At 74.1% G+C, this 13,985-nt stretch carries 9 protein-coding genes; 6 read left to right on the top strand and 3 right to left on the bottom strand.

Annotated elements, in window-relative coordinates:
• The first annotated feature begins 17 nt into the window (after positions 1–17).
• The 4 genes from AB0G11_RS11800 (at position 18) to AB0G11_RS11785 (ending at position 9,020) form a co-directional block, all read left to right on the top strand.
• Entirely contained in the window at positions 18–1,355 is a 1,338-nt protein-coding gene (locus AB0G11_RS11800; RefSeq protein WP_308126191.1) for an O-acetylhomoserine aminocarboxypropyltransferase/cysteine synthase, read from the top strand.
• A complete protein-coding gene (locus AB0G11_RS11795) occupies positions 1,352–1,834 on the top strand; it encodes a CoA-binding protein (protein WP_357585492.1) in 483 nt (160 codons plus the stop codon). Before AB0G11_RS11800 ends, AB0G11_RS11795 begins: the two co-directional genes overlap by 4 nt.
• A 61-nt stretch (positions 1,835–1,895) precedes the next feature.
• The gene (locus tag AB0G11_RS11790) at positions 1,896–4,763 is read left to right on the top strand and encodes an AAA family ATPase (RefSeq protein ID WP_357585490.1); all 2,868 of its coding nucleotides are present in this window, start codon (positions 1,896–1,898) and stop codon (positions 4,761–4,763) included.
• Between the two features lie 210 nt (positions 4,764–4,973).
• Positions 4,974–9,020, top strand: a complete 4,047-nt coding sequence (locus tag AB0G11_RS11785; protein ID WP_357585488.1) for a S8 family serine peptidase — start codon at positions 4,974–4,976, stop codon at positions 9,018–9,020.
• Positions 9,021–9,068: 48 nt separating this feature from the next.
• Here AB0G11_RS11785 and AB0G11_RS11780 read toward each other — a convergent pair whose 3' ends face one another.
• On the bottom strand, positions 9,069–10,298 hold the full coding sequence (locus tag AB0G11_RS11780) for a cellulose binding domain-containing protein (protein WP_357585486.1): 1,230 nt from the start codon (positions 10,296–10,298) through the stop codon (positions 9,069–9,071).
• Positions 10,299–10,499: 201 nt separating this feature from the next.
• Between AB0G11_RS11780 and AB0G11_RS11775 the strand changes: the two genes are divergently transcribed.
• Complete coding sequence (locus tag AB0G11_RS11775) at positions 10,500–12,641, top strand: GAF domain-containing SpoIIE family protein phosphatase (protein WP_357585484.1); 2,142 nt, start codon at positions 10,500–10,502, stop codon at positions 12,639–12,641.
• Here AB0G11_RS11775 and AB0G11_RS11770 read toward each other — a convergent pair.
• Positions 12,619–12,993 (bottom strand): STAS domain-containing protein, encoded by a 375-nt coding sequence (locus tag AB0G11_RS11770; RefSeq protein ID WP_219502737.1) that lies wholly within the window; start codon positions 12,991–12,993, stop codon positions 12,619–12,621. The two genes, AB0G11_RS11775 and AB0G11_RS11770, sit on opposite strands and share 23 nt — an antisense overlap.
• Before the next feature lie 78 nt (positions 12,994–13,071).
• Between AB0G11_RS11770 and AB0G11_RS11765 the strand changes: the two genes are divergently transcribed.
• Entirely contained in the window at positions 13,072–13,461 is a 390-nt protein-coding gene (locus AB0G11_RS11765) for a helix-turn-helix domain-containing protein (RefSeq protein WP_219502739.1), read from the top strand.
• 6 nt (positions 13,462–13,467) lie between these two features.
• On the opposite strand, the gene AB0G11_RS11760 is transcribed toward AB0G11_RS11765, so the two are convergent.
• A complete protein-coding gene (locus AB0G11_RS11760; protein ID WP_219502741.1) occupies positions 13,468–13,926 on the bottom strand; it encodes a hypothetical protein in 459 nt (152 codons plus the stop codon).
• Between the last annotated feature and the right edge of the window lie 59 nt (positions 13,927–13,985).

Genomic DNA, 13,985 nt, shown 5'->3' with positions numbered 1-13,985 from the left:
TCTAGGAAGAGGCCCAGGTGAACGACCGGATCCCCCGTACGGAACACGACCGCGAGTTCGGCTTCGAGACCCGGCAGCTGCACGCCGGGCAGCGGCCGGACCCCAACACCGGCGCCCGCGCGGTGCCGATCTTCCAGACGACCAGCTACGTCTTCGAGGACCCCGAGTCCGCGGCGGCGTACTTCAACCTCCAGGAGTACGGCAACACGTACTCGCGCATCATGAACCCGACCGTCGCCGTGTTCGAGGAGCGAGTGGCGAACCTGGAGGGCGGGTCCGGCGCGGTGGCGTTCGCCAGCGGGATCGCCGCGCAGGCGGCGACGCTGTTCACGCTGCTCCAGCCGGGCGACCACGTCGTGTCGTCCTCGGCCCTCTACGGCGGGACGGTGAACCAGCTCAAGCACCTGCTGCGCAAGATGAACGTGGACCTGACCTGGGTCGACCCAGACGACCCGGACGCCTGGCGGCGGGCGGTGCGGCCGGGGACGAAGGCGTTCTTCGGCGAGACGATCGGCAACCCCGCCGGGAACGTGCTCGACATCGAGACGCTGGCCGGCATCGCGCACGAGCACGGGCTGCCGCTGATCGTGGACAACACGTTCGCCACCCCGTACCTGTGCCGGCCGATCGAGTGGGGCGCCGACGTCGTCATCCACTCGGCGACCAAGTTCATCGGCGGCCACGGCACCAGCATGGGCGGCGTCGTCGTCGAGGCGGGCACGTTCGACTGGTCGAACGGGCGCTTCCCGGTGATCGCGGAGCCGTCGCCCGCCTACCACGGGCTGCGCTTCCACGAGACGTTCGGCGAGTACGGCTTCCTGATGAAACTGCGCGCCGAGACCCTGCGCGACCTGGGCGCGGCGCTGTCGCCGTTCAACGCCTTCCTGCTGCTGCAAGGCCTGGAGACGCTGTCGCTGCGGATGGACCGCCACGTCGGCAACGCGCGGGCGGTCGCGGCGTTCCTGCAGTCGCACGAGCTGGCCTCCGGCGTGACCTACCCCGGCCTGCCGGAGAGCCGCTACCGTCCGCTGGCGGACAAGTACCTGCCGCGCGGCGCCGGCGCGGTGTTCTCGTTCGACTGCGCCGGCGGCCGGGAGGGCGGGCAGGGCCTCATCCGCGGCCTGACGCTCTGGTCCCACCTGGCGAACGTCGGCGACGCCAAGAGCCTCGTCATCCACCCCGCCAGCACGACACACCGCCAGCTCGGCGACGAGGAGCTGCGGGCGGCCGGGGTCGGCCCAGGCACCGTGCGGCTGTCGGTCGGCACCGAGTCGGCCGACGACCTGATCTGGGACCTGGAACAGGGCCTGGCCCAGGTGGCGGCCACGATCGGCGTGAAGGCGGCCTCGGCATGACCGCGCCCGGCCGCTACCAGGACGCCCTGACGATCCAGCGTGTCCTGCACGCCACCCGGACGATCGCGATCGTCGGCCTGTCGGGCAACGAGCTGCGGGCCAGCCACTTCGTCGGCTACTACCTCAAGCGGCACGGCTACCGGATCGTCCCGGTGAACCCGCGCGAGACGGAGGTCCTCGGCGAGCCCAGCTACCCGAGCCTGCTCGACGTGCCCGTCCCGGTCGACCTGGTCAACGTCTTCCGCGCGCCGGACGCCCTGCCGGAGATCGCCCGCGACACGGTGGAGATCGGCGCCGCGGCCCTCTGGGGCCAGTTCGGCGTCGTCAACGAGGAGGCCGCGCGGATCGCCGAGGACGGCGGCGTCACCGTGATCATGGACCGCTGCCTCAAGGTCGAGCACGCGCGTTACGCGGGCCGGATGCACTGGCTCGGCTTCAACACCCGGCGCATCACCTCCGTGCGCGGCGGCCTCCAGTAGTCCACGCCCCCGCCCGGCCGACGTGGAAGCGGCCGGGGGTGACGTTGATCTATGACTGGGCGTGCAGTTGAATGAGCGGGTGCGTGGTGGGCGGGTGGTCTCCCCTGTTCTGGTGGCGCGGGAGAAGGAGCTCGCCCGGCTCGTCGCGCTGGTCGAGGGGGCTCCCGCCGTCGCCGTCGTCGAGGGCGAGGCCGGCATCGGGAAGTCGCGGCTGACGGCCGAGCTGCTGGGCGGTCCCGCGGTGGCGGGCCTGCGGGTGCTGGCCGGGGCCTGCGTGCAGATCAGGGAGCCGTTCCCGCTGGGCCCCGTCGTCGAGGCGCTGCGCGGGCGCGCGTCCGAGCTGGCCGGGGCGGCGCTGTCGCCGGTCACCGGGGCGCTGCGCGAGCTGCTGCCGGAGCTGGCCGCCGAGCTGCCGCCGACGCCGCCGCCGCTCGACGACCGGGCGGCCGAGCGGCACCGGGTGTTCCGGGGGCTGGCCGAGGTGCTGACCGCGCTGGGTCCGGCCGTCCTGGTGGTGGAGGACCTGCACTGGGCCGACGGGCAGACGGTGGAGTTCCTGACGTACCTGATGTCCGTGCTGCCCGGCACGTTGCGGGTGGTGCTGACGTACCGGGGCGAGGAGGCGTCGGAGGCGGTGCGGGCGATCACGGCGCGCGCCCCCGACACGATCAGGGCCGAGCATCTGGTGCTGCCGCCGCTCGACGCCGCCCAGACGCGGGTGATGGCCTCGGCGATCCTCGGGGCCGAGGAGGTGACGGCCGAGTTCGCCGAGCATCTGTGCCTGCGGGCCTCCGGCCTGCCGCTGGCCGTGCAGGAGTTGCTGGCGCTGCTGCGCGACCGCGGCACGCTCATCCGCTGGGAGGGCGGCTGGGCGCGGCGGGCGCTGGAGGAGCTGGACGTGCCGAGCGGCGTGCGCGCCTCGGTGCGCGAGCGGGTGGCCCGGCTGTCCCCCGGCGCCAAGGAGGTGGCCGAGCGCGCCGCCGTGCTGCAGCTCCCGGTGCCGCTCGCGCTGCTGTCGGGGCCGGACGACGTCGGGGCGATCGACGAGGTGCTCGGCTCGGGGCTGTTCGCCGACACCGGCGGGCTGGTCGGGTTCCGTCACGTGCTGGCGGCGCAGGCGGTCTACGAGGCGATCCCGCTGGGCCGCCGTCAGGCGCTGCACGCCGCCGCCGCCGACACCGTACGGGGGCTGCGGCCGGTGCCGCTGGGCCGGCTGGCCCACCACCTGCGCCGGGCGGGCCGGGCCGGGCAGTGGGTCGAGGCCGCCATCGAGGCGGCCGAGCAGGCATCGCGGCTGGGCGACGACGCGGAGGCCGCGCGCCTGCTGGAGGAGGTGCTGCGCGACGCCGACCTGCCGGCGGCGCGGCGGGCGGAGCTGACGGTGAAGCTCGGCTGGGCCGCCCTGGAGCTGTTGCGCCCGCCGCCGGTCGCCGACCTGGTCACCGGCGCGCTGGAGCAGGACGTGCCGCCCCCGCTGCGCGGCCAGTTGCGCATGCTGCTGGCGCTGCACCTGGAGCGGACCCGCACCGACGGCGCCCGCATCGGCGAGGCGTTCGCCCGGGCCGCCGAGGACCTGGCCGGGGAGCCGGGGCTGGCCGCGTGGGCGATGGCCGGGGTGGGCCGCCCGCCGAGCGGCCTGCCGCCCGAGGAGAGCCGGTCGTGGCTGGAGCGGGCGCTCGCGACCCTGCCCGCCGTGGCCGATCCGGCCATGCGCATGCTGGTGCTCGGCAAGATCGCGATGATCTTCGTGGTGATGGGCGACCCGCGCTGGGCCGCGCTGGCCGGTGACCTGCTGCGGGAGACCGGCGGGCGGCGGCTGCTGCGCCGCGAGGTGAACGCGTACCGCTCGATCGGCGGCGCCGCCCTGTTCAGCGGGCACCACCGGGAGGGCCGCCGGCTGCTGACCGCGGCGGTCGAGGAGGGCGCCGAGCCCGACCTGCGCGGGCGGCTCGAACTGCGCTGCCTGGTCAACCTGGCCGCGGCCGACTACTTCGAGGGCTCCTGGCGCGGGCTGCCGGACCGGATGCAGGAGCTGCGCGACCAGTTCGGCGACGAGCCGCACGAGCGCATCCTCGTCGACATCGTGACCGCCTGCCTGGCCGCGGTGCAGGGCCGCCAGGAGGCCGCGCTGGCGCCGCTGCTCGACGCCGCCGCCGAGGCCCGGGCCCGGGGGCAGTTCGACGACCTCGTGGTGCCGCTGGCGATGCTGCTCAGGCTGGCCGCCGCACGGGGCGAGCCGGAGCCGGCGATCGAGGCGGCCGTCGAGGCGGGCCACCACTGGGAGGCGAGCGAGCTGTGGCCGGTGGCGGTCCGGGCGCTGCCCGCGCTGACCGAGGCGCTGCTGGCGGCGGGCCGTCCGGACGAGGCGGCCGGCGTCGTCGCCCGGCACGCCGCCCGGCTGGCCGGGCTCGACGCGCCGCTGGCCGCGCCCGCGCTCGCGCACGCCCGCGGGCTGCTGGCCGAGGCGGGCGAGGAGTGGGGGCGGGCCGCCGCGGAGTTCGCCGCCGCCGCCGACGCCTTCGAGCTGGTCCCGGCCCGCTACGAGGCCGCGCAGGCCCACGAGAAGGCGGCCGCCTGCCTGTTCGCCCTCGACGACCCCGAGGCCGCCGTCCGGCTCGGCCGGGCCGTCGCGGCGTACGCGGATCTCGGGGCGCGCTGGGACCTGGACCGCGCGACCGGGCTGGGCCGCAGGTGGGGCGTCCGGGCGGCGGCGCAGGGCGCGCCCGCGCCGGGCGGCGGCGACCACGCGCTGTCGGCCAGGCAGGAGCAGGTGGCCCGGCTGGCGGCCGAGGGGCTGACGAACCAGCAGATCGCCAGGCAGCTCTTCCTGTCGCCGAAGACGGTGGACAAGCACGTGAGCGCGGCCATGCGGAAGGTCGGGGCGCGGTCGCGTACCGAGCTGGCCCGCCACCTCCTCCCCAGCGACTGACCCACGAATTGGGGATTTTTCCCCATAGGGCACCCCATACCCCACCCCATCCCGCTGCACGACACTTTCGGCATGTCCGAAACCATCGACGAACCCGGGCAGCCGGATCCGGACGACCCCTCCGACACCGGCGAGCCCCAGGAGCCGCCCCGCCCGCCGGACGGCTTCGAACCCGTCTGATCCCTCACTCCCCCCGCCAGAAAGGCCACCATGGCACTGCCCCGCCCCCCGCTGGCGCGCCGGACAGCGGTCCTGCTGACCGCGGTCACCACGCTCGCCGGCGTGCTGACCGCCGGCCCGGCGACCGCCACGCCGCCGGACACCCCCGCCGCATCCCCCACCGGCTCGCCGGCCTCTGAAGCGCAGCCCGCCAAGGACGTCGCCCTGTCCGGGGTGCGCGCCCGGAAGCTCGTCGTCACGCTGATCACCGGCGACAAGGTCCAGCTCACCCGCTCCCCCGCCGGCCGCTACCGCGTCGAGCCTGCCCCCGGCACCCGCCAGGACGGCCGCCGGATCAACCTGTTCACCCAGTTCACCCCGGACGGCGTCTTCGTGCTGCCGGACGACGCGGTCGCCGCCGTCCAGGCGGGGCTGGTCGACCGGCGGCTGTTCGACGTCAAGTACCTGGCCGAGAACGGCTACGCCGACGACGTGGCCAAGCGGCTGCCCGTGATCGTGCAGTACCCCGGCACCCAGGCCGAGGCCGAGGTCAAGCGCTCGGCCGCCGCCGTCCCCGCCGCCGAGCCGACCCGCACGCTGGAGAGCATCCACGCCTCCGCCCTCGACGTCGCCAAGGCCGAGGCGGGCACGTTCTGGCAGGCCGTACGCGCCGGGCAGGACTCCGGGCAGGGCCTGGCCAAGGCGCCCGCCACACTGGGCGGCGGCATCGCCAAGCTCTGGCTGGACGCCAAGGTCAAGGCCGACCTGGACGTGAGCGTCCCGATGATCGGCGCCCACCAGGCGTGGGAGCGCGGCCAGGACGGGACCGGCGTGAAGATCGCCGTTCTCGACACCGGCGCCGACACCGGCCACCCCGACCTGGCCGGGAAGATCGCCGACAGCCGGTCGTTCGTCCCCGGCCAGGCCGTGCAGGACGGGCACGGGCACGGCACGCACGTCGCCTCGACCATCGCCGGCACCGGCGCGGCCTCGGGCGGCAAGCACAAGGGCGTCGCCCCCGGCGCGCAGCTCGTCGTCGGCAAGGTCCTCGACGACAGCGGCTCCGGCCAGGAGTCGTGGATCATCGAAGGCATGGAGTGGGCGGCGCGCAGCGGCGCCAAGGCCGTCAGCATGAGCCTCGGCGGCGCGCCCAGCGACGGCACCGACCCCCTCAGCCAGGCCGTGAACGACCTGACGGCCGAGACCGGCGCGCTGTTCGTGATCGCCGCGGGCAACCTGTACGAGGCCGAGACGATCAGCACGCCCGGCGCCGCCGACGCCGCGCTGACCGTGGGCGCGGTGGACAAGCAGGACCAGCTCGCCGGGTTCTCCAGCCGCGGCCCGCGCCCCGGCGGCGGGCTCAAGCCCGACATCGCCGCGCCGGGCGTGGACATCGTGGCCGCGCGGGCGGCAGGCACCGCCATGGGCACCCCGGTGGACGAGCACTACACCGGCTCCTCCGGCACCTCGATGGCCACGCCGCACGTCGCCGGCGCCGTCGCGATCATGGCGCAGCGGCACCCGGACTGGACGGCGCGGCAGCTCAAGGCCGCGCTGATGTCCACCGCCAAGGACGACGGCTTCACCGTCTACGAGCAGGGCGCCGGCCGGGTGGACCTGGACCGCGCGACCCGGCAGCAGGTGTTCGCCGACAGCGGCGGCGTGGACTTCGGCCTGCTGGAGACCGGCAGCGCGCCGAAGACCGGCCAGATCTCCTACCGCAACCTGGGCGACGCGCCCGTCACGCTCACGCTCAAGGCGGCGATGAGCGGCGACGCCGAGCCGGTGCTCGCCGACACGACGCTGACCGTCCCCGCCGGAGGCACGGCCGGCACCACCGTCACACTCGACCCGGCCGAGCTCCCCATCGGAACCTACAGCGGCGCGGTGACGGCCGAGGCCGACGGCGTCCGGCTCACCACGCCGCTCGGCGCGGTCCGCGACGTTCCCAAGTACGACCTGGCCATCCGCACGCTCGACCGGGACGGCAAGCCGCGCACGCCGACGGCCATGAGCGTCGTGGACGTCGACGGCGCCAAGGGCGAGCTCGGCCCGCACCGCATCGACGACGTCGGACTGGTCGTCACCCGCGTCCCGGCGGGCACCGTCAGCCTGCTGCAGGTCCTCGACTGGGTGGACGGCGACGACCGCGCCAACCGGGCCTGGCTGTTCGAGCCCGAGCTGACCATCACCGGCGACACCGAGGTCACCCTCGACGCCCGCAAGGCCACCGAGATCAGCTTCAGCGCTCCCAAGACCGCGCAGCCGCTGAACAACACCTACGACCTCTTCTTCCAGCGCACGCTGCCGAACGGCGAGGTCTTCGGCGGCTCACTCCTGTCGAGCCGCCCGCTCGGCGGATGGGAGAAGGTGTGGGCGCTGCCCACGAAGAAGGTCACCAAGGGCGGCTTCCGGTTCACCGGCCAGTGGGAGCTCGGCGTCCCCGAGGTCACCATGACCATGCGCGCCTCCGGGCGGGCGGCGAAGCGCACGACCCTGCACCCGGTCTCCCGGGTCCACATGATCGACGCGGGCGAGGTGCACGGAGGGTACGTCCCGTTCGACGGCGTCAAGGACCTGCGGGTGGTCGACGCCGGCAAGGGCCGACCCGAGGACCTCGCGGGCAAGGACCTGCGCGGCGCGCTCGTGCTGATCGACGCGGAGCCCGCCGAGGGCATCTTCGGCACGGCGTGCGGCCTCCAGATCGAGCGCGTGGGCCCGATCAGGGACGCGGGCGCCGCCGGCGTCCTCGCCTTCAACGAGCGGGCGTCCATCTGCCCGATCCCGTTGCCGATCACGCAGAAGCCGTTCAGCGGCCCGTTCAAGCCGGTCAACATCCCCGTCGCCTACGTCTCCAACGCCGAAGGCCAGAAGATCCGCGAGGCGGCCGGCCGCGGCGAGGTGACCGTACGGGCCGAGGGCACGCCGAACACCCCGTACTCGTACGTCTTCAAGCCGTACGCCGACGGGCGCATCCCGGCGTCGATGCGCTACAAGGTGACCGAGCGCCAGCTCCACCGGGTCGACCTCGACGTGCACGCCGGGCCGTACACGAAGTACATGAACTGGCGCAGCACGTGGCGGACCGACGACATCACCTACACGGGCACCGGCACCAACATGCTGCACTGGTCGTCCCCGATGCCCGAGCGCAGGCCGCAGTGGGTCTGGCCGCTGGACCCCACGATCGTGAGCCAGGCCGGGATCTCCGCGCTCCTGCCGTCCGAGCCGGGCGCGGAGGTGGAGGAGACCCGCTACCGCACCGACGTGTTCGACCGGCCGGGCAGCACCCGCCAGCAGTGGTTCGCCACCCCGAGCACGCCCGGGGCCGCGACCGCCTCCGGCAAGCTGTACGCGCTCGGCGGCGGCCCGGACGACGTCCCGCTGGAGAAGCTCGTGATCGGGCTGCCGTGCGCGATCTGCGTGCACGACGGCAACCTGTGGGTGACCCCGTCCATGGTCAACGGGGTCGGGGAGCGGCGTGACGACGGCGTCGCGTTCGGCGACCTGGCACCCCGGTACGACCTGCACCTCTACCGCGACGGCAAGGAGATCCCGAACGCCCCGGTGGCCGGGTTCGACAAGCTGCCGCGCTACCCGCTGCCCGAGGGGCAGGGCGGCTACCGGCTGACGGCCAAGAACGAGCTGCAGGACATCGAGTGGACGTTCACCGCCCCGCCGGCCAGGGACCAGGTGCTGCCGGGCTCCAACTGCTACGCCTGGTTCGTCGACGGGCCGCTCGAGCAGTGCCGCACCACCCCGGCGGTCTACGTCAGCTACGACCTCGGCGACAGCCTGTCCGCTGACAACACGGTGGCGGCCGGGCGCAGGCACACGTTCGAGGTGGAGGCCTACCACGGGCCGTCGGCGGCGAAGATGCCGGCGATCGCGGGCGTGCGGCTGTGGACCAGCACCGACGACGGCGCCACCTGGCAGCCGGCCGACCTCAAGCGAGGCCGGGACGGCGTCCACACCGCCCGGGTGAAGTACCCGGCCCACCACGCCACCAAGGGCGCGGTGAGCCTGAAGGCGGAGGCGTGGGACGCGGCGGGCAATCGCGTCAAGCAGACCACCCTCCGCGCCTTCACCCTGCGCTGACCAGCCCTCCCGCGGCCTGACCGCGGCCGCCTGACCGGGCGGCCGCGGTCAGGCCGTGGCGCAGGGCCTGCCGTTGAGGGTGAAGCTCACCGGGGCCGGGGCCGGGGCGGTGTGGGAGGCGGTGAAGCCGACCTGGGTGGACGAGCCCGGGCGCAGCACCTTGTTCCACGACCGCGCGGCGCCGGAGAAGCGCGCCCCGCTCTGGGTCCAGTCGGCCGACCAGCCGGCGACCAGGCGCGGGGCCGGCTCCGGGTAGTCCAGGGTCAGCGTCCAGCCGTCGATCACCGCAGTGCCGGTGTTGCGCACGGTGATCTCGGCGCTCAGCGTCGGACCCCACGTCGCCGCCCGGTAGGACACCGCGCACTCCAGGCCGGGTGACGAGGTGGGCGAGGGCAGGCCCGGCCTGGCCAGCGCCGACAGCGGGTCGGACGGCGCGCTGAGGTTGCCGGCCGCGTCCCTCGCCACCACCACGTACGTGTAGCGCTGCCCGGTGACGAGGCCGGATTCGGCGAAGTTCGGGAACGTCGAGGCGGCGAGCGTGCCGGCCTTGACGTACCCGGTGGCGCTCTCGCGGTAGACGTCGTACGCGGTCACCGCCACGTTGTCGGTCGACGGCTGCCAGCAGAAGGTGACGCCGTGGTAGTCCTGGAGGCAGGCGTCACGCAGGCCGGTCGGCTTGCTCGGCGGCAGGCGGTCGCCGGGCGGCGGGGTGGGCGTCGAGGTGGGCGACATGCCGGTCACCGCGGTCACCGTGATCAGGCCGGAGGGGCGGCTGACGTTGCCCGCGGCGTCCCTGGCGACGACGTACATCGTGTAGGCGCGGCCGAGCTCGCCGGAGAAGCCGCCGACCGTGCCGGTCGTGGTGGCGGCGCGGGTGAACCCGTCGGGGTCCAGCCGGTAGAGGTCGTACGCGACGACGCCGGCGTCGTCGGAGGAGGCGTTCCAGCAGATGGAGGCGTAGCCGGTGGGGGACGGCGCGAGCGGCACCGGGCACGGCCGCTCCCCGGCCGGCCGGGTCGGCGGCGTCGTGTCGACGGCCTCCCCGTCAGCGGCTCCCCCGCCAGTGGCCTCCCCGTCGGCGGCCTCCCCGTCAGCGGCTTCCCCGGCGGCCGGGCCGGGCTGCGCGCCGGTGGGCGCCGGTGCGGCAGCGGCCAGGTGGGGCGGGGCGGCGGCGGCCTGGCCTGCCGGGCCGATCGCCAGGAAGGCGACGAGCAGCGCCAGCGTGACGAACCCGAGGGTGAGGAGGACCGCTCCCGCAGACCGGCTTCCGGTGCGCATGACTTCCCCTATCGCATCGTGTCCCCCCGCGGTGATTCTGCGGCATTTCCGGCATCGGGCATAGATACGATTTCGGGGATAGCGGACGTGTGGTTGGTGCTCGCCGTCCGGCTCGTGGGGGAATCCGAACCCGGCGTTAAAGAGCCCAATGCCCACATCCTCCTAACCTGGCGGTATGCGGTGGAATGAACCCGGCTGGCCGTGACGCGGCACGATGGCGACGGCCCGGCTCCGGGTGCGGCGACCGAGGCGTCCCGCCTGGACGAGGTGCTGATCGAGACGGTCTTCGGCGCGGGAGCCCACATCGGCATCGCGTACGTCCTCGACGAGGACGGCCAGGTCCTGCGGATGGTGTCGGCCATGGGGCTGCCGGTCTCCATCGCCCGCGTGTGGGCGAGCATCAGGCTCAACGACGCGGCGCCGGTCTCGGTGTCGGTGCGCGACCGGCGGCTGCTGTGGTTCGGCGACCGGGAGGCGCTGGCCAGGGGGTTCCCCGGGGTGGCGCTGACGCTGCCGTACCCGTTCGCGATGGCGACCGCGCCGCTCGGCTCGGGGGGCGCCGTGTGGGGCGGGATCGTCCTCGCCTGGCCCGCCGGTCACCCGGCCGACCTCACCGTGCGCCAGCTCAAGGTCATCGACGACTGCTGCGGCGCGATGGGCGACCTGCTGCGCCGGGCGAGCGAGCGCGGCCGTCCGATCACCGCTGGGGACCATCCCCGGATCCTCGACCCGGTACGCGCCCACCAGCGCGAACCGCGTGCCGCGCAGGCCGCGTTGCGGGCCTTCGACGCCCTGCCCGAGGGCTACTGCCACCTCGACGCCCAGGCGCGCGTGGCGTTCGTCACCGCGCAGGGCGCGCAACTGCTCGACGCGACCCCGTCGGAGCTGGTGGGCCGGCGGCTGGGCGTGGCCGTGCCCTGGCTGGGCGACCCGGTCTACGAGGAGCAGTACCGCCTCGCGGTCGTCAGCCACCAGCCCACCCGGGTCACCGCCCGCCGCCCCGACGGCAGGCAACTGCTGCTGCAGTGGTTCCCGAGCGTGCCGGGCATGACCCTGCGCATCACGCCGACCGCGGCGGCCGCGCTGCCCCCGGCCGCCGGCGGCGGGCAGCCGCTGCGCACGGCCGGGCTGCACGAGCTGCTGCACCTGGCGACCAGCCTGGCCCAGGCGACGAGCGCCCAGGACGTGATCGACCTCGTCGCCGACCACGTCGTGCCCGTCTACGGGGCGCAGGGCCTGGCCATCATCACCTGGGAGAGCGGCCGCATGCGCGTGGTCGCCGCGCGCGGCTACACCCGGCAGCTCATCGAGGAGTTCGACGGCCGCCCGGCGCTGCGCCGTGTCAGCCCGCCAGGCGGCTCCGACCCGGGCAGGCCGTCCTTCTACGCGACCAGGGACGAGCTCTTCCAGGCGTACCCGGACCTGCCCGAGTCCGCCGTCATGGAAGCCTGGGCGGTGCTCCCGCTGGTCACCTCGGGCCGCCCCATCGGCACCTGCGTGCTGGCCTTCGACCGTCCGCACCGGTTCAGCGAGGAGGAGCGGGCGGCGTTCACCGCGCTCGGCGGGCTGATCGCCCAGGCGTTCGAGCGCGCCTGGCTCTACGACAACAAGCATCAGCTCGCCCAGTCGATGCAGGCCAGCCTGCTGCCGCACGCGCTGCCCAGGATCCCCGGGCTGGACGTGGCCGCCCGGTACGTGCCCGCCACCCCCGGCATGGACATCGGCGGCGACTTCTACGACCTCATCCGGCTCGGCGACTCCCAGGCCGCCGCCGTCATCGGCGACGTCCAGGGCCACGACATGACCGCCGCCGCCCTCATGGGCCAGGTGCGCACCGCCATCCGCACCCATGGCACCGCCGGCGCCACCTGCGGCGACGTGCTCGCCTACACCAACCGCATGATGACCGAGCTCGCCCCCGACCGCTTCACCAGCTGCCTCTACCTCACGCTCGACCTCGACCGCCACATCGCCTGCCTGGCCAGCGCCGGGCACCCGCCGCCCCTGATCAGCCGCCCCGGCGCCCCCACCCAGGTGATCGACGCCCCACCCGGCCTTCTGCTCGGCATCGACCCCGACGCCGAGTACACGACCCTGGACCTGCACGTGCCGCCGGGCTCCACGCTGACCCTCTACACCGACGGCCTCGTCGAGGAGCCCGGCCAGGACCTCGGCGACGCCATCGCCGCCCTGGCCGCCCGCTTCACCCCGGCGCCCGGCCGGCCCCTGCACAGCCTGGCCGAATCGCTCATCGGCCAGGTCACGAGACCCCGCACGGACGACACCGCCCTCCTCCTGCTCCGCAGCGCCCCGGAGGGGGTCAGTCGAAGGCGGGGAGGTTGAGCAGGTCCAGCAGCCTGGCTATCTGGGCGGGGACGTTGCGGATGTGGGCCGCGCCGTCGGCGGCGAAAGCGGTCAGGGCCCTGACGACCGAGATGTCGGCGAACGTCACCCGGCCGAGGTCGACGATGAGCTGGTCGTCGATGCGCCGGGCCTGGGTCAGCGTGGACATCGCCTCGCGCCTGTTGGTGACGTCGATCTCGCCGGCGAGCCGGATCACCGTCGACTCGGGCGTCAGGCTGCACGTGATGCGCAGCTGGTGGTCGACGTACAGCACCTGCTCGGGCGGGACCAGGGAACGGACGGCAACGCACTCGCCAGACCGCGTTGGCTCGCCGATTCCGTTCACCGTCATAGGGAGAAGTTTACCGGAAAAAATTTTCCGTAGACATCCTTCTGTCGTTGGAGCTTCCTCCTGTACCATGTTCTGGCGATGGACCACGATGCTGGCAGGCGTTCCTCCTGGACGTTCCTCACCAACCACGCCCGCGTGCTGTTGGCGATAGCGGCGGACCCAGAGCTTCGCATGCGCGACATCGCCGCCCGGATCGGCATCACCGAACGGGCCGCGCAGGGCATCGTGAGCGACCTGGAGGACGGCGGCTACCTGGAGCGCATCCGGGTCGGCCGCCGCAACCACTACCGGCTCAGGCCCGAGCGGCAGTTCCGGCACCCCACCGAGGCAGGCATGCCCGTCCAGGCGCTGATCGACATGTTCACCCAGCGCGACGACGACCAGCGGACGATGCGCGACGACCACCAGCGGACGATGCGCTCCGAGCTGCACCAGGTCGCCGGCCCGCTCTCCCCCGGCGCCGCCTGACGGGGTTCAGGCGAGGGCGGCGATCTCGATCCGGGTGCGGTCGGCGGGCGCCGTCAGGCACGGCAGCACGACGTTCCCCCGTTCCAGGCGCTCCCCCGTCGACGAGGTGAGCCGGGCCGTCCGGTCGATCTCGTACGGGCTGCCGTTCCGAGGGGTGACCCGCAGCCGCAGCCACCAGATGTAGCGCCCGTTGAGCTTGTTGTCGGTCTGGTCGGCCCGCAGCACCGCCGCCTCGCACGGCAGCGCCGCCACGCGCTCCTCCGCCGTGAAGGCGCTCAGCGCGGCCGACTCCAGGCTCGCGAACGAGAAGTGCCCCAGGGCCAGGATCCCCGCGGCCAGCAGCGAGAACAGGGCCGTGACGTACGCGCCGACCCGGGTCTGCGGACGCCGCCTCAGCACGAGGAACATCACCACCGCGACGATCACCGCGATCACGGCGAACATCCCGAAGACGGTCGACGCCATCGTCCATCCCTCACGTTGAAGGGCGGGGCCCGGGGGCCGGCCCTGTCCGATCCGACACC

The organism is Nonomuraea sp. NPDC023979 (assembly GCF_040639085.1).
Classification (GTDB): domain Bacteria; phylum Actinomycetota; class Actinomycetes; order Streptosporangiales; family Streptosporangiaceae; genus Nonomuraea; species Nonomuraea ceibae.
This window is presented reverse-complemented; position numbering and strand designations above follow the sequence as displayed.

What these genes read in the sequence shown, in the direction of transcription:
- AB0G11_RS11785 (WP_357585488.1), top strand. Translation starts at nt 4,974, where the DNA reads ATGGCACTGCCCCGCCCCCCGCTGGCGCGCCGGACAGCGGTCCTGCTG.
- AB0G11_RS11760 (WP_219502741.1), bottom strand. Translation starts at nt 13,926, where the DNA reads ATGGCGTCGACCGTCTTCGGGATGTTCGCCGTGATCGCGGTGATCGTC.
- AB0G11_RS11780 (WP_357585486.1), bottom strand. Translation starts at nt 10,298, where the DNA reads ATGCGCACCGGAAGCCGGTCTGCGGGAGCGGTCCTCCTCACCCTCGGG.
- AB0G11_RS11770 (WP_219502737.1), bottom strand. Translation starts at nt 12,993, where the DNA reads ATGACGGTGAACGGAATCGGCGAGCCAACGCGGTCTGGCGAGTGCGTT.
- AB0G11_RS11765 (WP_219502739.1), top strand. Translation starts at nt 13,072, where the DNA reads ATGGACCACGATGCTGGCAGGCGTTCCTCCTGGACGTTCCTCACCAAC.
- AB0G11_RS11795 (WP_357585492.1), top strand. Translation starts at nt 1,352, where the DNA reads ATGACCGCGCCCGGCCGCTACCAGGACGCCCTGACGATCCAGCGTGTC.